The organism is Sphingobium sp., assembly GCF_003248505.1.
In the GTDB taxonomy this organism is placed as follows: domain Bacteria; phylum Pseudomonadota; class Alphaproteobacteria; order Sphingomonadales; family Sphingomonadaceae; genus Sphingobium.
Genome location: NZ_QFOA01000065.1, coordinates 1 through 19,314, shown reverse-complemented (window position 1 = coordinate 19,314; position 19,314 = coordinate 1). Strand labels below are relative to the sequence as shown.

17 protein-coding genes are annotated in these 19,314 nt (G+C 62.6%); 9 read left to right on the top strand and 8 right to left on the bottom strand.

Going from position 1 to position 19,314, the window contains the following annotated elements; translation table 11 throughout:
* Positions 1–1,081, top strand: a 1,081-nt coding sequence (locus tag DI606_RS15825; protein ID WP_293984715.1) for an aconitase family protein, incomplete at its 5' end; no start/stop codon positions are given.
* 401 nt (positions 1,082–1,482) lie between these two features.
* Positions 1,483–2,178 (top strand): glutamine amidotransferase, encoded by a 696-nt coding sequence (locus DI606_RS15820; RefSeq protein WP_293984713.1) that lies wholly within the window; start codon positions 1,483–1,485, stop codon positions 2,176–2,178.
* Here the strand turns inward: DI606_RS15820 and DI606_RS15815 are convergent.
* Both DI606_RS15815 and DI606_RS15810 read right to left on the bottom strand, forming a co-directional pair.
* Positions 2,175–3,833, bottom strand: a complete 1,659-nt coding sequence (locus DI606_RS15815) for a M28 family metallopeptidase (RefSeq protein WP_293984711.1) — start codon at positions 3,831–3,833, stop codon at positions 2,175–2,177. The genes DI606_RS15820 and DI606_RS15815 overlap by 4 nt on opposite strands.
* 43 nt (positions 3,834–3,876) lie before the next feature.
* Entirely contained in the window at positions 3,877–4,533 is a 657-nt protein-coding gene (locus tag DI606_RS15810; RefSeq protein ID WP_293984709.1) for a glutathione S-transferase, read from the bottom strand.
* A 127-nt stretch (positions 4,534–4,660) separates the two neighbouring features.
* Here DI606_RS15810 and DI606_RS15805 point away from each other — a divergent pair, with 127 nt between their 5' ends.
* Positions 4,661–5,884: a polyhydroxyalkanoate depolymerase gene (locus tag DI606_RS15805; protein ID WP_293984708.1), complete on the top strand. Its 1,224-nt coding sequence runs from the start codon at positions 4,661–4,663 to the stop codon at positions 5,882–5,884.
* Here DI606_RS15805 and DI606_RS15800 read toward each other — a convergent pair whose 3' ends face one another.
* Positions 5,885–6,238, bottom strand: coding sequence for a YbaN family protein (locus DI606_RS15800; protein WP_293984717.1), 354 nt, complete (start codon positions 6,236–6,238; stop codon positions 5,885–5,887).
* Between the two features lie 129 nt (positions 6,239–6,367).
* Between DI606_RS15800 and DI606_RS15795 the strand changes: the two genes are divergently transcribed.
* Positions 6,368–7,792 (top strand): porin, encoded by a 1,425-nt coding sequence (locus DI606_RS15795; protein ID WP_293984706.1) that lies wholly within the window; start codon positions 6,368–6,370, stop codon positions 7,790–7,792.
* Between the two features lie 4 nt (positions 7,793–7,796).
* On the opposite strand, the gene DI606_RS15790 is transcribed toward DI606_RS15795, so the two are convergent.
* From DI606_RS15790 to DI606_RS15775, 4 genes are all read right to left on the bottom strand, one after another.
* Entirely contained in the window at positions 7,797–9,101 is a 1,305-nt protein-coding gene (locus tag DI606_RS15790) for a HAMP domain-containing sensor histidine kinase (protein ID WP_293984704.1), read from the bottom strand.
* Between the two features lie 72 nt (positions 9,102–9,173).
* On the bottom strand, positions 9,174–9,839 hold the full coding sequence (locus DI606_RS15785; RefSeq protein ID WP_293984702.1) for a response regulator transcription factor: 666 nt from the start codon (positions 9,837–9,839) through the stop codon (positions 9,174–9,176).
* A gap of 48 nt (positions 9,840–9,887) precedes the next feature.
* A complete protein-coding gene (locus DI606_RS15780; protein WP_293984700.1) occupies positions 9,888–10,226 on the bottom strand; it encodes a hypothetical protein in 339 nt (112 codons plus the stop codon).
* A 72-nt stretch (positions 10,227–10,298) separates the two neighbouring features.
* Positions 10,299–11,027: an SIMPL domain-containing protein gene (locus DI606_RS15775; protein WP_293984698.1), complete on the bottom strand. Its 729-nt coding sequence runs from the start codon at positions 11,025–11,027 to the stop codon at positions 10,299–10,301.
* A 142-nt stretch (positions 11,028–11,169) separates the two neighbouring features.
* Between DI606_RS15775 and DI606_RS15770 the strand changes: the two genes are divergently transcribed.
* The 4 genes from DI606_RS15770 to ligA are packed head-to-tail and all read left to right on the top strand — an operon-like array spanning position 11,170 to position 17,651.
* Positions 11,170–12,951, top strand: a complete 1,782-nt coding sequence (locus DI606_RS15770) for an ABC-F family ATP-binding cassette domain-containing protein (protein ID WP_293984696.1) — start codon at positions 11,170–11,172, stop codon at positions 12,949–12,951.
* 56 nt (positions 12,952–13,007) lie between these two features.
* Positions 13,008–13,793 (top strand): outer membrane protein assembly factor BamD, encoded by a 786-nt coding sequence (locus tag DI606_RS15765; RefSeq protein ID WP_293984694.1) that lies wholly within the window; start codon positions 13,008–13,010, stop codon positions 13,791–13,793.
* Positions 13,794–13,841: 48 nt separating this feature from the next.
* On the top strand, positions 13,842–15,506 hold the full coding sequence (recN, locus tag DI606_RS15760; RefSeq protein WP_293984692.1) for a DNA repair protein RecN: 1,665 nt from the start codon (positions 13,842–13,844) through the stop codon (positions 15,504–15,506).
* Between the two features lie 33 nt (positions 15,507–15,539).
* Positions 15,540–17,651, top strand: a complete 2,112-nt coding sequence (gene ligA, locus DI606_RS15755; protein WP_293984690.1) for an NAD-dependent DNA ligase LigA — start codon at positions 15,540–15,542, stop codon at positions 17,649–17,651.
* Positions 17,652–17,660: 9 nt separating this feature from the next.
* Here ligA and yghU read toward each other — a convergent pair whose 3' ends face one another.
* Positions 17,661–18,536: a glutathione-dependent disulfide-bond oxidoreductase gene (gene yghU, locus DI606_RS15750; protein ID WP_293984689.1), complete on the bottom strand. Its 876-nt coding sequence runs from the start codon at positions 18,534–18,536 to the stop codon at positions 17,661–17,663.
* A 299-nt stretch (positions 18,537–18,835) separates the two neighbouring features.
* On the opposite strand from yghU, the gene groES reads away from it, so the two are divergent.
* Positions 18,836–19,123, top strand: a complete 288-nt coding sequence (gene groES, locus DI606_RS15745; RefSeq protein WP_293984687.1) for a co-chaperone GroES — start codon at positions 18,836–18,838, stop codon at positions 19,121–19,123.
* Positions 19,124–19,314: the final 191 nt, after the last annotated feature.

The following is a 19,314-nucleotide window of genomic DNA, read 5'->3' as shown; positions in this document are numbered from 1 at the left end:
GGGTAACCGCAACTTCGAAGGGCGCGTGTCGCCCGACGTGCGCGCCAATTTCCTCGCCTCGCCGCCGCTGGTCGTCGCCTATGCGCTGAAGGGCACCGTGACGGAGGATTTCGTCAACACCCCTATCGGTCAGGGCAGCGACGGTCAGGACGTATATCTCAAGGACATCTGGCCTTCGAACGACGAAGTCCGTTCGGTAATGGACGGTGCTCTCACCCGCACCATGTTCGAGAGCCGTTACTCGACCGTGTTCACCGGCGACGCCCGCTGGCAGGCGATCGACGTTGCGGGATCGGACACCTACAGCTGGCGCGCAGGTTCTACCTATGTCGCCAACCCGCCCTATTTCGAGGGGCTGACCATGACGCCCAAGCCTGTCACCGATATCGTCGGCGCCAAGCCGCTCGCGATCTTCGGCGACTCGATCACCACCGACCATATTTCCCCGGCCGGTTCGATCAAGGTCGACAGCCCGGCGGGTCAGTGGCTGCAAGAGCATCAGGTCAGCAAGGCCGACTTCAACAGCTATGGCGCACGCCGTGGCCATCATGAAGTGATGATGCGCGGGACTTTCGCCAACATCCGCATCAAGAACCAGATGCTGGACGGCGTCGAAGGCGGCATGACGCTCTATAATGGTGAGGTGATGCCGATCTATGACGCTGCCATGAAGCACAAGGCCGATGGCACGCCCCTCGTGGTGATCGGCGGCAAGGAATATGGCACCGGCTCGTCGCGCGACTGGGCGGCCAAGGGCACGAACTTGCTTGGCGTGCGCGCGGTCATCGTCGAGAGCTTCGAGCGCATTCACCGCTCCAACCTCGTCGGCATGGGCGTTCTTCCGCTCCAGTTCAAGAATGGCGAGAGCCGTGAAACGCTGGGTCTCAAGGGCGACGACAGCTTCACGATCGAAGGCGTCGCGAACCTTAAGCCGCGCCAGGACGTGACCGTCAACGTGACGCGGGCCGATGGGTCGACCTTCAGCTTCACCGCGCTGTGCCGGATCGATACCGTCAACGAACTGGATTATTTCCTCAACGGCGGCATCCTTCAGTACGTCCTGCGCAAGCTGGCCGCTTGATCGCAGCCTGAGCGGCATAAGAATGAAGGGCTTCTCCCCACCGGGAGAGGCCCTTTTTCGTGTGCCGGCAGCATGGCGGTTGGGATGGAGTTTGTCCGGCGAACGCGTGCGCGGCTCGTGCAGACGGTTTATGTCGATGTATCGCCCGAGCGGCTGTCTGGTTGGTTGATCGCGTTTCGGTGGATAAACGCACCGGTGCCGCCTTGTTCGTGCTGGACGCTTGGTGCCAGCAAGCTATTCCCTCAATAGTGTGAAGCATCGTCGGGAGCCTCATTGGCTACGGCGCGCTTTGGCGGACCGTTCCAAATCAGTGGTGGCGCGTTCGATAGCTCGTGTTGGCGGGAGGCAAGAAGGGTTAGTCTGGTGGCAAAGCGCGTCTTTCTCTATTCTTCCCATCAGCAATGAAGACCGCCCTGATCGTCCGTCATGTTCCGCGCGAAGGCGCTGCCGGTTATCTTCAGCCGCTGGAGGCTGCAGGCTACCGGATCGAGCGGATCGATGTGGCAAGCCCCGATTTTGCCGATGCCGACCTGCGTGCGCCAGACCTTCTCATCATGATGGGTGGCCCCATGGGGGTTTATGAGGCGGAGATTCATCCCTGGATATCGACCCAGATCGAAAAACTGGCCGACCGTCTTGCTGCGGATCGCCCCACGCTGGGCGTCTGCCTTGGCAGCCAGATGATCGCTTCGGCGCTTGGCGCGCGGGTGTATCCCGGTGGACATACCGAACTGGGGTTCAAGCCGGTGACATTGAACGCCAGCGGTCTTCAATCGCCTCTGCGCCATCTTGACGATGTGCCGGTATTGCATTGGCATAGCGACACGTTCGACCTGCCCCCCAATGTCGAGTTGCTAGGATCGACGGATCGCTACGCCCATCAGGCATTCCGGCGCGGCCGCAATCTTCTGGCGCTGCAATTCCACGCCGAGATGGGGGAGGATCCGCGGTTCGAGGAATGGCTGACCCATTTCTGGTCCGATCTTAACAGCGCGAGCCAGTGCGCTCACGCGCTGCGGCGCGATCACGCGGCGCACGGCCCGGCAGCGGTGGCCGCCGGGCGTGCGATGATCGGGGAATGGCTGGCCGGACTTTAGGGCTGCCGCACCCCGGCGCTCGCGTCACGGATCGCCTTGAATTCCGACCCGGGCTTCCATTGGGGCCAGCGACGCGTGTTTGCGAGGTCCATCCCGATGTCGCGCATAAGTCCGATATCCTGCGCCGCGCCGTCCAGATTCCAGCTTTCGTCCACCGCATCGCATGCCTGATGATAGCATTGGCCGGTATAGGCATCGACCCACGCCTGCCCCGCCGCGCGCCCGCCTTCGACCAGATCGGATGCGCCCGCAATACCCATCATCAGCAGCACGGGGACGCCGCGCTTCGCCATCGAAAAATGGTCGGCGCGGTAGAAGAGGCCACGCTCCGGCAGGCTTTCCTGCGTCACGACGCGCCCTTGCTTAGACGCGAAGTGCGCCAGATCGTCCTCCAGCGTCCCTTGTCCCCGACCGACGAGGATCACGTCTTTGGCCTTGCCCGCTGTCTGAAGAATATCGATGGTGAGGTTCGCGACCGTCTTATCGAGCGGCCATACGGGGTTGAGGGCGTAATGTTCGGAACCGAGAAGCCCGCGTTCCTCAGCAGTCCAGGCGGCGAACATCACGGAGCGATCGGGCGCGGGACCGGCCTTGAAAGCGCGGGCGATCTCAAGCATCGCGGCAATGCCCAGCGCGTCGTCGTTGGCACCCGCGCGATAGATACGCCCCTTAGCATCGGGTGCGCCCTTGCCATAGGCATCCCAGTGCGCGCCATACATTACCGTTTCGTCGGGATGCTTCACGCCGGGGATGCGGGCGAGGACGTTGGCGCTGTTGACGACTTCGTGGGTGACGGGGAAGGCGGCGGAGAAGGTGGTGCCTTTCAATTCGACCGGGCGGAAGCTGTTCGATCGGGCCTGTTTGCGCAAAGCCGCAAGGTCGAGGCCCGCGCCCGCAAACATCGCCTTTGCAGCATCGCCCTCAATCCAGCCTTGCATTTGAAGGCTGGTGAGTTTGTCGGCGGGGCGCACCAGATCGTAGTTTTCACCGCCCGGACTGACGACGACGTTCCAGCCATAACCCGCACCGGGCGTGTCGTGCACGATCAGCGCGCCAATGGCTCCGCGACGCGCGGCCTCTTCGAACTTGTAGGTCCAGCGGCCATAATAGGTCATGGTCCTCCCGCCGAACTTGCCTTTGGCATCGTCGCCGTCGGTCGCTTCGAAATCCGGGTCGTTTATGAGGAAGACCGCGATCTTGCCCTTGAGGTCGGCGCCCTTGAAATCGTCCCAACCCCGTTCCGGTGCGGACACACCATGACCCACGAATACCAGGGGTGCCCGCTCGATCGTGACGCCATCCTTGGGCTGAAGCGTCGAAAGATAGATCTGCTTGCCGAAGGCCCACGGGTTTTCGCGCCCTGCCTGCTTAAGGCCCAGCGTGCGGGGAGCACCGAGCTTCGTGTGAAGAAGCGGTACCGTTTGCACCCATTGTCCGTTCGGGCCGCCCGGTTCCAACCCCAGCGCTTCGAACCGCGCGACAAGATATCCGATGGTCCGTTCCTCCCCCAACGTTCCCGGTGCGCGGCCTTCGAACAGGTCGGACGCAAGAGTGCGTGCCGATTGCTCCAGCCGCTTGGGCTCGATCGTCTGGGCATGCAGGGGGATGGCGAGGGTGGCGGCGGCCAGGGTGGCGGCGAGGAAGCGTTTCGTCATGACCAGTGGCTTAGCCGCGCTTGGGCGGTACGAAAAGATGGCCTTAGAATTCCGTTTCCAGTTCGATGATCTCGTCGGGTTCTGCACGCGCCGCTTCGATCCACTCGCGCATGGGGGGCCAATTGTTGATGGTCTGGCAATAGGCGGCGGCGACGACCGAAACAGGGACGGCATAGGACAGGAAGCGCTGGGCCACGGGTGCGAACATGGCGTCGGCGACAGTCGGCTTCGCGCCAAACAACCAGGGCCCGCCATAGCTCGAAAGGCATTCGTTCCAGATCGTTTCGATCCGTTCGATGTCGGGTCGCGCGCCGGGAAAGATCGGGAAACGGGAATGGCGTGCCTTGAGGTTCATCGGCAGGGCGGAGCGCAAATTGGTAAAGCCGGAATGAATTTCGCCCGACACCGACCGACAATGCGCACGTGCGATGCGGTCGCCGGGATACATGCCGGCATTGGGATAAAGTTCGTGCAGATATTCCGCAATCGCCAAAGTGTCCCATACGCTCGCCCCCTCATGCGTAAGGCGCGGCACCAGCACGGACGGCGACAGCAGCAGCAGTTCGGCCCGATTGTCCTTGTCGTCGATCGCCACCGGGCGTTCCAATACCGCAAGTCCAGCCAGACGACACAGCAACCAGCCACGAAGCGACCATGAGGAATAGTTTTTGGACGATAGAGTGAGTTCCGCGACCGCCATTTCGATCCTCCTGCTCTGGTACGATCCTCACATTTCTCATGATGCAGTGCAATAGAAATTGCTTGTATAGGGTTTCGGTGTAGGACCGATTCGGTCGATCGTACAATGACGGGGCAAGTTTTCGGCAATGCGGATGCTTTACAGCGGCTATCAGGCCTGGAACGACATGATGGCACCTGCCCGGCTGGGCGCGCAATGGGCACTGGGTCTGCGGGAGCGGATGGGCCCGATGGCAGATTGGCCGATGCCGCGCCGGATGTTCGCGCTGATGGACGTTTTTCAGGGCGTACGACTGACGCATAAAAGACCGGGCTATGACATCGCTACCGTGCAGAGCGGGAACGCGCAGGTTGCGGTTCGGGAAGAAATAGCGCTGGATATGCCTTTCGGCAATTTGCTTCATTTCGTAAAGGACGATGTGGAAGCGCCTCAACCCAAGGTATTGGTTGTTGCGCCCATGTCCGGCCATTTCGCCACCTTGCTGCGCAGCACGGTTGCGACATTGTTGCAGGATCACGACGTTTACATCACCGATTGGAAGAACGCTCGCGACGTTCCGGTGGAAGCGGGACGGTTTGGGTTCGATGAATATGTCGACTATGTGATCCATTTCTTTCAGGAACTAGGGGAGGGCGCGCATCTGGTTTCGGTGTGCCAGCCCTGCGTACCCGCCCTTGCCGCTGTGGCCCTGATGTCCGAGGATGGCGATCCTGCGACGCCCCGTTCGATGACTTTGATGGGCGGACCCATCGACCCCAATGCCGCGCCGACCGTCGTCAACGATCTGGCAAACGAGCGTTCGCTGCAGTGGTTCGAGGACAACCTGATTTCTGTCGTGCCCTTCCGTCACGCGGGGCGAGGGCGGGAAGTCTATCCCGGTTTCCTGCAACTGGCCGCGTTCGTTCAAATGAACATGGAACGGCATGGCGCACAGCATCGCGAACTGTATCAGTTACTTGCCGATGGCAAGACGGAGCAGGCGGACAAGATCAAGGATTTCTACGCCGAATATTTTGCCGTTCTCGATCTGACCAAGGAATTTTATCTCGAAACCGTGGACATGGTGTTTCAACGCACGCTGTTGTCCAAGGGCGAATTGACCGTGCGCGGGCGCAACGTCAATCCCGGTGCAATCAGGAAGACGGCTCTGCTGACCGTCGAAGGTGAGCGCGACGATATCTGCGCCGTTGGTCAGACCTCGGCCGCGCACGCGCTTTGCTCTGCCTTGCCCAGCCATCTGAAGAGACATCATCTGCAACTGGGAGTGGGCCATTATGGTGTATTCTCAGGTAGCAAATGGGAAAATCAAATATACCCGCAGGTGCGGAATATGATCCTGGCGGCCAGCTAGTCAGCCCTCAGGTCGGGTCCAGATCCAGCTGCCGCCGATCAGTGCGGCAGCAACCGGAATCAGCCACCAGGGCCAGGGTGAGAACAGCAACGCCAGCGCGACGCTGAAGGCAAATGCGGCCGATGCGGCTTTCTTCCCCCTGCGACTGATGGCGCCCCGTTCGCGCCATCGCCTGATATGCGGGCCGAGGTGCGGATGATCGAGCAGCTTCGCTTCGAGGCGCGGATTGGACCGTGCGAAGCAGAACGCCGCAAGGATCATGAAGGGAACGGTGGGCAGTAGCGGGAGGACGGCCCCTGCCGTTCCCAGGCCCAGCGAAACGAACCCACCGACAAGATAGAGATGCCGCCGCATGGTCACGACGCTTTGCAGGCCGGGCGGTAGAAGGCAAGTCACGGGTCGATGTCATATAAATGAAGCATAAAAGTCATTTGTATTTCATCAAACGGACATAGTCGCGTCACCGAACTTCACGGGGCGTCCATGATCCGATCACCTATACGCAGCGCAGCATATCTCGTCAGTGCGCTGGCGTTATCGCCAGATCCGGCAAGTGCGCAAACCAACAGCGAACTCCAGCGTCAGATCGACGACTTGAAGGCGCAGGTTCAGGCGCTGACCGCAGCACTGGCCTCCGCCAAGCCTGCCGTGACCACAAACGCCCCTGCATCGCCGGGGGCGGCGCCCGTCGTAACGGCCTCAACGGCTGCGGCTCCACAACAGCCGGTGTCGGCAGCGGCAGAGCCGGACAAGAGCAAGTCCAAATCGCACGGGCTTTCGCTGCGCGGTTACACCCAGATGCGATACAACGCGATCCTGTCCGGCGACAAGACCGCGCCGGCGGGACAGGCGCGGTTGCGATCGGTGCATGACGCGTCCTTGAACGAGCGTGGGAATTTCTCGCTGCGCCGGGTGCGCCTTGCAGTGCAGGGGGATATATCGGATCGCGTATCGCTCTACCTGCAATCCGATTTCGCCTCGGCCGTCAATAATCAGGCCGGCACCGAACGGCGCGAGAATTTCCTTCAGTTGCGCGACGCTTATGTGGACGTCTTCGCTGACGAGAATCGAACGCTGCGGCTGCGGTTCGGGCAGTCCAAGGTGCCCTATGGCTGGGAAAATATGCAGTCGTCGTCCAACCGCGTTCCACTGGACCGAAGCGACGCCATCAACAGCGCCGTGCCCAGTGAGCGCGACCTTGGCATCGTCGCCTATTATACGCCGCTTTCGGTCCAGCATATCTGGGATCGGTTGGCGAAGGATGGGCAGAAGCTGTTCGGCAACTATGGCGCCTTCGGTCTCGGTGTGTTCAACGGACAGGGGACCAATCGGACGGAACAGAATGACGGCCTGATGAAGGTCGCGTTCGCGACCTGGCCCTTTGCATTGGATGGGCTGGGCGACGCATTGGCAGGGCAAGTGGTGGAGATCGGCGGGTCGGCGATGCACAATAGAGTGCAGCCTGAACTGCGCAGCGGCGTCATCAGCACGGCTGCCTACCGGGATAATCGGGTAGGTCTGCACGCAATACTCTATCCTCAACCGTTCGGAATCCAGGCGGAATGGAATTGGGGGAAGGGGCCGGAATTCGATCGGCTGAGCCAGTCGATCGAATCGAGGAAGGTGAAGGGTGGCTACATTCAGACGATGCTGCACCTGACGGACGACGATTGGGGCACCTTGACGCCCTATGTTCGTTGGCAGACGTATCGCGGCGGATGGAAGGCCGCGACCAACGCGCCGCGTCTGGAAACTGACGAAATCGAGCTTGGCGTCGAATGGCAGCCTATCAAGGCGCTCGAACTCACCATCGCCTATGCAAGGATGAAGCGTGCCGAAGCGGACGAGCGGCGGGTCGGTCGTGCCGAAGGCGACGTGTTGCGCACTCAGCTCCAGTGGAATTACTGAATCGTCACGCAGTCGGCAAGCGCAGGCGCACCAGCAATCCGCCTAAATCCTCGCTCTCCTCCAGCGCGACAGTGCCGCCGTATATTTCGGCGACGTCGCGCACGATGGCGAGGCCAAGGCCTGTGCCGGGTTTTCCCGAATCGAGGCGAACGCCTCGGTCGAAGATGCGTACGCGGTCGGCTTCCGGGATGCCCATGCCATCGTCCTCGATCATGATCTCGACCATGCCCGACGCGCGGCCTACCGTCGCAAAGACGCTGCCGCCGCCATATTTCGCGGCGTTTTCAATAAGGTTGCCGAGCATCTCGTCGAGATCCTGCCGTTCGACGCGCACGGCGGCGCTCTTGTCGCCGTCCATGTCGATCCGCGCGTCGGGGTAGAGTCGCTGAACCGCGCGCTCGACTGCGGTCAGGCTTGTCCACACTTCTGCGCGACTATGCGCCGCGCCGCGCCGCCCGACCGCGCGGGCGCGCGCGAGGTGATGGTCGACCTGCCGCCGCATCGTCGTGGCTTCGCGCACGACCGTCTCGCCCAGATCGGGCGCCTGAGCGGTCGCGGCATTCATGATGACGGTGAGCGGCGTCTTGAGCGCATGGGCAAGGTTGCCTGCATGGGTGCGCGCCTCCTCCGCCTGTTTTTCGTTGTGGGAGAGGAGGGCGTTAAGTTCCTCCACCATGGGCAACACCTCGGCTGGCATCGGCCCGGTCACGCGGCTCGCCTCGCCGCGGCGCATGCTCACGATGGCCAGGCGAACCTTGCGCAAGGGGCGAAGCCCGTAGATGGTTTGCAGGCTCGCCAATACGAACAGCCCGATAGCCAGCAGAGAGAAGCTTTTGAACAGGGTCGACCGCAGAGTCTTGATCTGCACGTCCAGTCCCTCGCGCGCTTGGCCGACCATGAACAGCCAGCGCGTGTTGGACCCCGGCAAGATCACCGTGCGCTCCATGATACGCAGGTCCTCGCCTGGAAACTGCTTGCTGTCATAAACGTGCATCTGCCCGTCGCGATGATCGGACCGGGGGCGAAGGGCCCGATCCCAGAGCGAGCGCGAGCGCCAGTCCTCATGGCCTAGCGCGCTGATCTGGTAGTAAAGGCCGCTATTGGGTTCGAGGAAACGCTGATCGGCCAGTTCGCGGTTGAACAACACCTCGCCATCCGGGCCGATTTCCGACGCGGCGATCATCGCGGTCAGCACATAGTTCATGCCGTCGTCGAAATTGCGCGTGATGGCGGCGCTCAGAACCCTGTCCAGCGCCACGCCGCCTCCGATCAGCAGCACGCTGATCCACAGCGCCGCGATACCGATCATCCGCCGACTGATGGACCCGGTGGAGCGAACGGTCGTGGGGGGAGGAACGTCCATCGGGACAGGGCCGGTAGCTTACCGCCCCGGCTCGTCCAGACTGTAGCCAAGGCCCCGGATCGTTGTGATGACATCTGCGCCCAGCTTCTTGCGGATGCGCGTCACGAACACCTCGATCGTATTGGAGTCGCGGTCGAAATCCTGGTCGTAGATATGCTCGATCAACTCCGTCCGGCTGACGACCTTGCCCTTGTGGTGCAGCAGGTAAGACAGCAGCTTATATTCCTGCGCCGTGAGCTTCACCGGATCGCCCTTCAGCGTCACCTTGCCCGACCGCGTGTCGAGCCGGACGTCACCGGCAGTCAGTTCGCTCGACGCGTTGCCCGATGCGCGCCGGATGAGCGCGCGCAGGCGGGCGATCAGTTCCTCGCTCTGGAACGGTTTGGCGAGATAATCGTCCGCGCCCGCATCGAGCCCCGCGACCTTGTCGGACCAGCTGTCGCGCGCGGTCAGCACCAGGACGGGAAAGCTGCGCCCTTCTTTGCGCCACTTGTCGAGGACGGTAAGCCCGTCGATAGTGGGGAGGCCAAGGTCCAGTACCACGGCGTCGTAGCTTTCGGTCGAACCGAGGAAATGCCCGTCCTCGCCGTCGGTCGCAAGGTCGACGGCATAGCCTGCGCCCTCCAATGTTGACCTGAGTTGCTGACCCAGGTTCGGTTCATCCTCGATGATCAGCAGACGCATGGGCCTCTTTCCGTTTCTGTTATGACGATCGTTACGCAGGCGTGCGGATCAGCGCGCCATGCCGATGATATCGCCTGTTCGCCCGTCGGCATCAACCCACATCACCTTACCGTCTTTCACATATTTGAGGCGGTAGCGGTTGGAGGACGGGTCGAATTCGCTACCCACATAGGTGGCTCCGCCCACCGCCGCATCGACGCGGCGTTTGATCATGGCGAAGGGCATGACCTGTCCGTCCAGCATGGCGCGGCGAGCGGCGTCCTGCTCGTCGCGTCGGTTGCTTGCGTCGGCAACCGGCACGGTGAAAATCATCGCAGTCGCTGTGCCGACCGCCGCAGCCAGACTTTTCCACTTCATAATCATGGGAATGGCATAGCTGCGCCGCATTGAACAGGTGGTGAATGGCAGCCGGATGAATTGACGGGCGGTAAGTCGATACGCCTTGCCGCCCGTAAGTTCTTATTTTTCGAGGGCGTACTGAACGCTCAGCGTTACCGATGCGCTGACCTGGCCCGGCTCCACCGGTGTGGCAGGTGCCGCGTCCGCCTTGAAACTGCGCACCATCATCGGCATGGGGGGCTGACCGCCGCTGTTGCTTTCGCTGATCGAAACCAGCCGCGCCGAGCGATAGCCTGCCGCCTGTGCGTAGAAATCCGCTTGCGCCTTCGCACTCTTCAAAGCCTGGCCGCGTGCCTGGACCAGCAGGGGCGAGGGATCGTCGATCGAGAAGCTCGGACCGAAGAGATTGGTCGCGCCTGCTGCCACCATCGCATCGAGCGATGCGCCCACCCGCTTGATGTCGCGCAGCTTGACGGTCAGCTGGTTCGACGCTTCGTAGCCGATGAACCGCGGTGTCGACGATTGGCCGTTATTATTGTTGTAGTCATATTGGGCGTTGAGGTTGATGCCGCTCGTCTGGATATCCTTCTTGGCGATGCCGGCTTTTGCCAATGCCGCGATCAGCTTTTCTGTCTGCGCGGCATTTTGCTGCATCGCCGCCTGTGCGGTCTGCGCGCGAGTCTGCACGCCCGTGCCGACCGTTGCCACATCGGGTGCGGCTTCGACGCTTTCGGTCACGTTCAATGTCACGACCGGAGCGGTTTCGGCGATGGTGACGCTGGTCTGTGCCAGGGCGGCCATGGGAAGCGCGGCTGCGCCCAGCGCCATTAGGGCGAAAGCGGATTTCATGGGTTATGGTCTCCTCTGCGGTAGTACGATCCATTTGGAACGCCTGCGATGAACCGACGCTGTCTTGCGTTGAAAGCCGTCCGACAGCTTTGTGGTTCCATGGTACTTGCCCGCATCCGCCCGAGCGCCTAGCTGCACCGCCATGGCTGCTCCCATCCTCTCGTTCGAAAATCTCGGCCTCTCGCAAGGTACGCACTGGCTGTTCCGACACATCGACATCCATGTCGGCGCACGCGACAGGCTCGCACTGATCGGTCGCAACGGCGCAGGCAAGACGACGCTTCTGAAACTGCTGGGCGGACAGGTGGAAGCGGACGAGGGCACAAGGGCGGTCCAGCCGGGTGCCCGCGTCATCACGCTGGAGCAGGACCCGGACGTGACGGCCTTCGCCACGCTGCACGATTTCGCGCTCGCAGGCGATTTTGCGCCGCCCGCCCACGAAGTCGAAGCGATCGCCGACCAACTCGGCATCGATCTATCGCGCGAGGCGAAGACGGCGAGCGGGGGCGAGCGGCGCCGCGCCGCCATCGCCCGCGCCCTGGCCAGCGAGCCGGACCTGCTGTTGCTCGACGAACCGACCAACCATCTCGATATCGCCGCGATCGACTGGCTGGAAAACTGGCTTGCGCGCTACAATGGGGCGTTCATCGTCATCAGCCACGACCGCGCTTTCCTGACCCGTCTGACGCGCCAGACGCTCTGGCTCGACCGCGGGGCGATGCGCCGCAACGAGGTCGGTTTCGGCAGCTTCGAGCAATGGATGGAAGCGGTCTTTGCCGAAGAGGCGCGCGCGGCCGAGAAGCTGGACGCCAAGCTCAAGATCGAGGCGCACTGGCTCGAACGCGGCGTCACGGCGCGGCGCAAGCGCAATCAGGGGCGGCTTGCCAAATTGTGGGAAATGCGCGCGCAGCGGGCCGCGATGCAGGGGCCTCAGGGGACCGCCAAGCTGGCCGTCGCCAGCGACGACAGCAAGACGAAAAGCGTTATCAAGGCCGAGCATGTCTCCAAATCCTTCGGCGACCGGACGATCATCGACGATTTTTCCCTGCGCGTGCAGCGCGGCGACCGGATCGGCATCGTCGGTGGCAATGGCGCGGGCAAATCGACGCTGTTGAGGTTGCTGACTGGCGAACTGGCGCCGGACAGCGGAGAGATCAGCCAGGCAAAGACGCTCGACATGATCTTCATCGATCAGCAGCGCAGCCTGATGCAGGGCGACAAGAGCGTCCGCGACGTGTTGGCCGAGGGCGGCGACTGGATCGACGTGCGCGGCGTGCGCAAACATGTCCATGGTTATCTCAAGGACTTTCTGTTCGACCCCTCGCTGGCGGAGGCGAAGGTCGGGACGCTGTCGGGCGGCGAACGGTCGCGCCTGTTGTTCGCGCGCGAATTCGCCCGCGAATCCAACCTTCTCGTGCTTGACGAGCCGACCAACGATCTCGATCTGGAAACGCTCGACCTGCTTCAGGAAGTGATTGCGGATTATGACGGCACGGTGCTGATCGTCAGCCACGACCGCGATTTCCTCGACCGCACGGTGACTGTCACGCTGGGCCTCGATGGGTCAGGCACGGTGGACGTTATCGTCGGCGGCTATGCCGACTGGATCGCCAAGCGCGATCCCCGGCGTGCGTCGAAAACGCAGAAGAAGGAAGCCGCGCCCGCGTCGCCGCCCCGGCCCGCATCCGCCAAGCTGACCTACAAGGACCAGCGCGACCTCGACCTGTTGCCGAAACAGATTGAGGAACTGGAAGCGGCCATCGCCCGTGACGAGGAAGCACTGGCGGATCCGGCGCTCTACACCCGCGATCCTGGCCGTTTTGCAGCTTTGACCGACGCCATAGGCAAGGCGCGGGAGGAAAAGGATGCGGCGGAGGAGAGGTGGCTGGAACTCGCGGAGAAGGCGGAAGGGCTGGCAGGCTGACGCGCGCCGCATTCTGCCGCTTGGCGAGGGCGACCGGCTCGGCTATGACCCGCCCCATGCTGACCAAATCCATGACGCGCGTGGGCGCGCTTGCCGCTCCCGTCCTGCTCGCTGCCCTGCTGTCCGGGTGCGCCACGTCGAAGAACAAGGCCGACACGCAATATGTCGCCCGAGACGTGTCGACGCTCTACAACAGCGGCAAGGAGCGGCTGGATCGCGGGCAGTTCAAGCTTGCCGCCGCCCTGTTCGACGAAGTGGAGCGGCAGCATCCCTATTCGCCCTGGGCGCGCCGGGCGCAGCTGATGTCGGCATTCAGTTATTATATGAACCGCGACTATCCCGAATCCATTTCGGCGTCGCAGCGTTTTCTGTCGATCCATACCGGTAACAAGGATGCGCCCTACGCCTATTATCTGATCGCACTCTGCTACTATGAGCAGATCGCCGATGTGACGCGCGATCAGAAAATCACGCAGCAGGCGATGGATGCACTGGGCGAACTGATCCGCCGCTATCCCGACACGCGCTACGCCGCCGATGCGCGGTTGAAGGTCGATCTGGTGAACGACCATCTGGCCGGCAAGGAAATGGAGATCGGTCGGTTCTACCAGCGTCGCGGCCAGTGGCTTGCCGCTACGCTTCGCTTCCGCACCGTGGTCGACAAATATCAGACTACGACCCACACGCCCGAAGCGCTGGAACGGTTGGTTGAATCCTATCTGTCGCTGGGCATCCCTGTCGAAGCGCAGAAAGCGGCAGCGGTTCTGGGGCGCAACTATCCGGGGTCCAAATGGTATGAGCGCAGCTACAAGCTCATGAAGGAACATCCTGCCAAGGCGTGACGCCGATTGCATGTTCCCCTTTTGTGCGGCGACAGGTAAAAGCGTATCATGCTGACTAGCCTTGCCATCCGCAACGTCGTGTTGATCGACGCGCTGGATCTCGAATTCGGGGCCGGTCTTTCGGTGCTGACGGGGGAGACGGGGGCGGGGAAGTCGATCCTGCTCGATTCCCTGGGTCTTGCGCTGGGCGCGCGTGCAGACAGCGGGCTGGTACGGGCGGGCGAACCCATGGCCAGTGTCGTCGCCGCCTTCGATCCCCCAGCCAAGGGCGGGCGCGCCGCAGAATTGCTGGCCGAAAACGGCATCGAAATCGAACCGGGCGAGTCGCTCCTCATCCGTCGTACACTGAAGGCAGATGGCGGCAGCCGCGCGTTCGTCAACGATCAGCCCTGCTCTGCCGCGCTGCTCCGCGATCTGGGCGGTATGCTGGTGGAAATTCATGGGCAGCACGACGATCGCGGCCTGCTCAATCCGCGTGGTCACCGGGCGCTGCTCGACGCCTATTGCCGCTGCGATACGGCTGCGGTCGCGGCGGCCTATGCGGGATGGAAAGCGGCCACCGGCCTGCTTGCCGAAGCGCAAGCCAACGTGGAGACGGCCGCACGCGACCGCGATTATCTCGCGCATGCGGTGGAGGAATTGAGCAAATTCGCGCCCGAGGCGGGGGAGGAAGAAATGCTCGCCGCCGAACGCGCCACGATGCAGAAAGGCGCGCGCCTGTCCGACGATCTTGCGGCGGTCAGCGATTGCCTGACAGGATCTGACGGTGGCCTTGCCCAGTTGCGGCAGGCGGCCCGCCGCCTCGATCGGATTGCGACCGACGAACCGTTGCTGACGGCGGTGCTCGAAGCGTTGGACCGGGCGGTCGTGGAAGCGGGCGAGGCGGAAGATCGGCTTGCCGAAGCCGCTGAAGCGCTGTCCTTCGATCCGGCACGGCTCGATGCGATCGAAACGCGCTTGTTCGATTTGCGTGGCCTTGCCCGCAAGCATCAGGTGACGCCCGACGACCTCCCGGCACTGCGGGACGAAATGACCGCAAAACTCGACGCCATCGAGGGCGGCGAGGAACATCTGACTGCACTGGCGGCAGATGTCGCAAGCAAAGCGGCGGCTTATCGGGCTGCTGCGCAGGCTTTGTCCGCCGAACGGCAAATGGGGGCGGGGCGTCTCGACGCTGCGGTGGCGGGGGAGTTGGCGCCCCTCAAACTGGATGCTGCGCGCTTTCGCACCGTCGTTGCGCCGCTCGATGAAGCGCAGTGGAGCGCGCAGGGAATGGACCGTGTCGAGTTCGAAATCTCGACCAACCCCGGTGCCCCCTTCGCCCCGCTTGCCAAGATTGCGTCGGGCGGCGAGCTTTCGCGCTTCATCCTCGCCCTCAAGGTCGCGCTGGCCGAGCAGGGCGGGGCCGACACGCTGATCTTCGACGAGATCGACCGGGGCGTGGGCGGCGCAGTCGCCGACGCGATCGGCGAGCGGCTGGCCCGCCTTGCTCGCAGCAACCAGATCCTCGTCGTCACGCACAGCCCGCAGGTCGCGGCGCGTGGGGCAGGCCATATGCTGATCGCCAAGGCGAGCGACGGAACGGTCACCCGCACTGGCGTACACGCGCTGAGCGATGCGGAACGCCGCGAGGAAATTGCAAGAATGCTGTCAGGCGCGGAAATTACCGCAGAAGCGAGGGCACAGGCGGATCGGTTGTTGGAGCGGGTCTAGCGGCGGGCCCGGGACTGTGTCTAAAGCATCCTCATGAACGATCCTGCCACCATGACCCAAGCCGACGCTGCCAATCGCCTGATGCGCCTTGCGAAGGAAGTGGCGCGACACAACCGGCTCTACCACGACAGCGATGCGCCCGAAATCAGCGACGCCGACTATGACGCCCTGATCCGCGAGAACAATGCGCTCGAAGCGGCCTTCCCGCATCTGGTCCGGGCCGATTCGCCCAACGCCCAGGTCGGCGCATCGCCCACTTCGGCTTTGAAGAAGGTCCCGCATACCGTCCGCATGATGAGCTTGGACAATGGCTTTTCGGACGACGACATTGCCGAATTCGTCGCCCGCGTGCGCCGCTTCCTGGCGCTGCCGGAAGCCGAAGCGGTTGCGCTGACCGCCGAGCCGAAGATCGACGGTTTGTCCTGTTCGCTTCGTTACGAAAAGGGCGAACTCGTCCTCGCGGCCACGCGTGGGGACGGTGCGACCGGCGAGGACGTGACCGCCAATGTGCGTACTATCCGCGATATTCCCCAGACTTTGACGGGCCGGGACATCCCCGACCTGTTCGAGGTGCGGGGTGAGGTTTATATGGCAAAGGACGATTTCGTCGCCCTGAACCGGCGTTTGCTCGCGGACGCGGGCGATCCTGAAAAGGCGCGTCAGTTCGCCAATCCACGCAATGCGGCGGCCGGATCGCTGCGGCAGAAGGATGCCGCCGTCACTGCCAGCCGACCGCTGCGTTTCCTCGCTCACGGCTGGGGCGCGCACAGCGCGATTCCAGCCGACACACAGATGGGCGTGATGCAGGCCATCGGGCGATGGGGTCTGCCGGTGTCCGATCTGCTGGTACGGGTCGAATGCCTCGACGCGCTGATGGCGCATTATCGGGTGATCGAGGCCACACGTGCCGACCTGCCGTTCGATATCGACGGCGTGGTCTATAAGGTCGACCGGCTGGACTGGCAGCAACGCCTGGGCTTCGTCGCCAAGGCACCGCGATGGGCCATCGCGCACAAATTTCCGGCCGAACGCGCACAGACAACGTTGGAAGCCATCGATATACAGGTCGGGCGAACCGGCAAGCTGACGCCGGTCGGTCGGCTCACCCCGGTGACGGTAGGCGGGGTCGTTGTGTCCAATGTCACGCTGCACAACGCCGATGAGATCGCGCGGCTCGGCGTTCGTCCCGGCGACCGCGTCGTCGTCCAGCGTGCGGGTGACGTCATCCCGCAAGTCGTCGAAAATTTAACGCGAGAAACCCCACGCGAGCCGTTCCATTTCCCCGATCGCTGCCCCGTATGCCATTCCGAAGCCGTTCGCGAGGACGGCGAGGTGGATGTGCGCTGCACCGGCGGTCTCATCTGCCCTGCCCAACGGTTCGAGCGGCTGAGGCATTTCGTCAGCCGCGCCGCGCTTGACATCGAGGGGCTGGGGGAAAGGACGATCCAGGAATTTCTCGACCTTGGCTGGATCGCCGAACCCGCCGACATCTTCCGCCTGCGCAAGCATCGCGCCGATCTGCTGAGCCGGGAGGGGTGGAAGGAAAAGTCGGTCGACAATCTGCTCGCCGCCATAGAGGCGAAGCGCCAACCGGATGCGGCGCGGTTGCTGTTCGGCCTTGGCATCCGTCACACAGGCGCGGTGACCGCGCGCGACCTGCTCAAACGTTACACTATCCTGCCTGCGATTAGAACTGTGGCCGAAGAGATCATTGCTCTGCGTGACCAGCCGTTCGACACGCCGGCGAAGCGGGACAAGGCGATCGCGGATCATATCGGGGTGGAGAATGTCGGCGCGGCAGTCGGCCATGCGCTCGCTGATTTCTTTCACGAAGCGCATAATGTGGAAGCATGGGATGATCTGCTGTCCGAAGTCGCACCGCCTCCCTATGTGGTCGCGACGACAGCCAGCGTCGTAACCGGCAAGACCGTCGTTTTCACCGGCAAGCTCGAAACCATGAGCCGCGACGAGGCCAAGGCTCAGGCGGAGCGGCTGGGGGCGAAGGCTGCCGGGTCGGTCAGCGCCAAGACCGACCTTGTCGTCGCGGGGCCGGGCGCGGGCAGCAAGCTCAAGCAAGCCGCCGCGCTCGGGATCGAAGTGATCGACGAAGCCGCCTGGGCGGACATCGTCAAGGCCGCAGGATAGAAAGGGGCGTCATTCGGCGCCTTGCAGCTTGTCCTGCGTCCTCGTGTCGAAGTCGCTGGCATCGTGTCGTTCGTGCAGCTGTTCTTCCAGAGGGCCATTCGGCTTGTTGACGATGCGGCCACGCTTGACTGCCGGGCGAGCGTCGATCTGTCGAGCCCACCGCGTCAGGTTCTTGTAGCTCGTCGCGTCGAGGAAGGTATCGGCGCCCTCATATGTCCGACCCAGAACGACACCGCCATACCAGGGCCATATCGCGATATCGGCAATGCTATATTCGTCGCCTGCCATATATTCGTGATCGGTCAGATGCCGGTCGAGCACGTCGAGCTGGCGCTTGGCTTCCATGGCGTAACGGTTGATCGCATATTCGAATTTCTCGGGTGCGTAGGCGAAGAAATGGCCGAACCCGCCGCCCAGTATCGGCGCCGCCCCCATTTGCCAGAACAGCCAGCTCAATGCCTCGGTCCGTTTGCCGGGGTCAGTGGGCAGAAACTTGCCGAATTTCTCCGCCAGATAAACCAGGATCGACCCCGATTCGAAGACACGCTGCGGCGGCGACACGCTATGGTCGACGAGCGCCGGGATCTTGCTGTTGGGATTGATGTCGACGAAGCCGCTGGAAAACTGATCGCCATCGCCGATACGGACCAACCAGGCATCATATTCCGCTTGGGCGACACCCGCGGCCAGCAGCTCCTCCAGCAAGATACTGACCTTTTGGCCGTTCGGCGTGGCCAAAGAATAAAGCTGAAGCGGATGCTTGCCGACCGGCAGGCTTTTCTCATGGGTCGGTCCGGCGATCGGCCGGTTGATATTGGCGAACGCGCCGCCATTCTCCTTGTCCCAAGTCCACACTTTGGGGGGCGTATAGGGGGTGTCGCTCAACGCACGATCCTTTCAGCAGGGAAACGATGACGCGCAGGTAGGGAGCGGCCACCTTACGGGCAAGGTGCCGGACGGTTCCTCCGCCCGCTTTGCCGCATCGCTCTCGCGTTCGACCGACAACGGGATAAAAAAGTTCTGGAACCAATCTTGACGATGGCATTTTGACCGCCATATTTGCGGCGCTAGCACTCTCTATGGATGAGTGCTAACAAACGAAGGTTCATCGGGAAGAGGACAGGTCGGCGTGGGATATTCTGCCCCTCCGTTCCTTCCCGGACAGCTAGGGAAAGGCAATCAACATGGCATTTCGTCCGTTGCACGACCGTGTTCTCGTCCGCCGCGTAGAAGCGGAAGAGAAGACCGCTGGCGGTATCATCATTCCTGACACCGCCAAGGAAAAGCCGCAGGAAGGCGAGATCGTCGCCGTCGGTTCCGGCAGCAAGGCCGAAGACGGCAAGGTCACGCCGCTCGACGTCAAGGCCGGCGACCGCATCTTGTTCGGCAAGTGGTCGGGCACCGAAGTGAAGGTCGACGGTGAAGACCTGCTGATCATGAAGGAATCGGACATCCTGGGCATCGTCGCCTAATCGATCCGGGACCGAATTCCTTGTTTTGGCGCGATGCCCATCGTTTTGACGGCAAGGCATCGCGGTTTTCGAAATTCTCAACGAGAGGTATAAGATCATGGCAGCGAAGGACGTAAAGTTTTCGCGTGACGCTCGTGAGCGCATCCTGCGCGGCGTCGACATCCTGGCCGACGCGGTCAAGGTGACCCTGG

Bases quoted from the DNA above. Each gene is read 5' to 3' on its own strand.
- DI606_RS15820 (WP_293984713.1), top strand. From the start codon at position 1,483: ATGAAGACCGCCCTGATCGTCCGTCATGTTCCGCGCGAAGGCGCTGCC.
- DI606_RS15815 (WP_293984711.1), bottom strand. From the start codon at position 3,833: ATGACGAAACGCTTCCTCGCCGCCACCCTGGCCGCCGCCACCCTCGCC.
- DI606_RS15810 (WP_293984709.1), bottom strand. From the start codon at position 4,533: ATGGCGGTCGCGGAACTCACTCTATCGTCCAAAAACTATTCCTCATGG.
- DI606_RS15805 (WP_293984708.1), top strand. From the start codon at position 4,661: ATGCGGATGCTTTACAGCGGCTATCAGGCCTGGAACGACATGATGGCA.
- DI606_RS15800 (WP_293984717.1), bottom strand. From the start codon at position 6,238: ATGCGGCGGCATCTCTATCTTGTCGGTGGGTTCGTTTCGCTGGGCCTG.
- DI606_RS15795 (WP_293984706.1), top strand. From the start codon at position 6,368: ATGATCCGATCACCTATACGCAGCGCAGCATATCTCGTCAGTGCGCTG.
- DI606_RS15790 (WP_293984704.1), bottom strand. From the start codon at position 9,101: ATGATCGGTATCGCGGCGCTGTGGATCAGCGTGCTGCTGATCGGAGGC.
- DI606_RS15785 (WP_293984702.1), bottom strand. From the start codon at position 9,839: ATGCGTCTGCTGATCATCGAGGATGAACCGAACCTGGGTCAGCAACTC.
- DI606_RS15780 (WP_293984700.1), bottom strand. From the start codon at position 10,226: ATGCGGCGCAGCTATGCCATTCCCATGATTATGAAGTGGAAAAGTCTG.
- DI606_RS15775 (WP_293984698.1), bottom strand. From the start codon at position 11,027: ATGAAATCCGCTTTCGCCCTAATGGCGCTGGGCGCAGCCGCGCTTCCC.
- DI606_RS15770 (WP_293984696.1), top strand. From the start codon at position 11,170: ATGGCTGCTCCCATCCTCTCGTTCGAAAATCTCGGCCTCTCGCAAGGT.
- DI606_RS15765 (WP_293984694.1), top strand. From the start codon at position 13,008: ATGCTGACCAAATCCATGACGCGCGTGGGCGCGCTTGCCGCTCCCGTC.
- recN (WP_293984692.1), top strand. From the start codon at position 13,842: ATGCTGACTAGCCTTGCCATCCGCAACGTCGTGTTGATCGACGCGCTG.
- ligA (WP_293984690.1), top strand. From the start codon at position 15,540: ATGAACGATCCTGCCACCATGACCCAAGCCGACGCTGCCAATCGCCTG.
- groES (WP_293984687.1), top strand. From the start codon at position 18,836: ATGGCATTTCGTCCGTTGCACGACCGTGTTCTCGTCCGCCGCGTAGAA.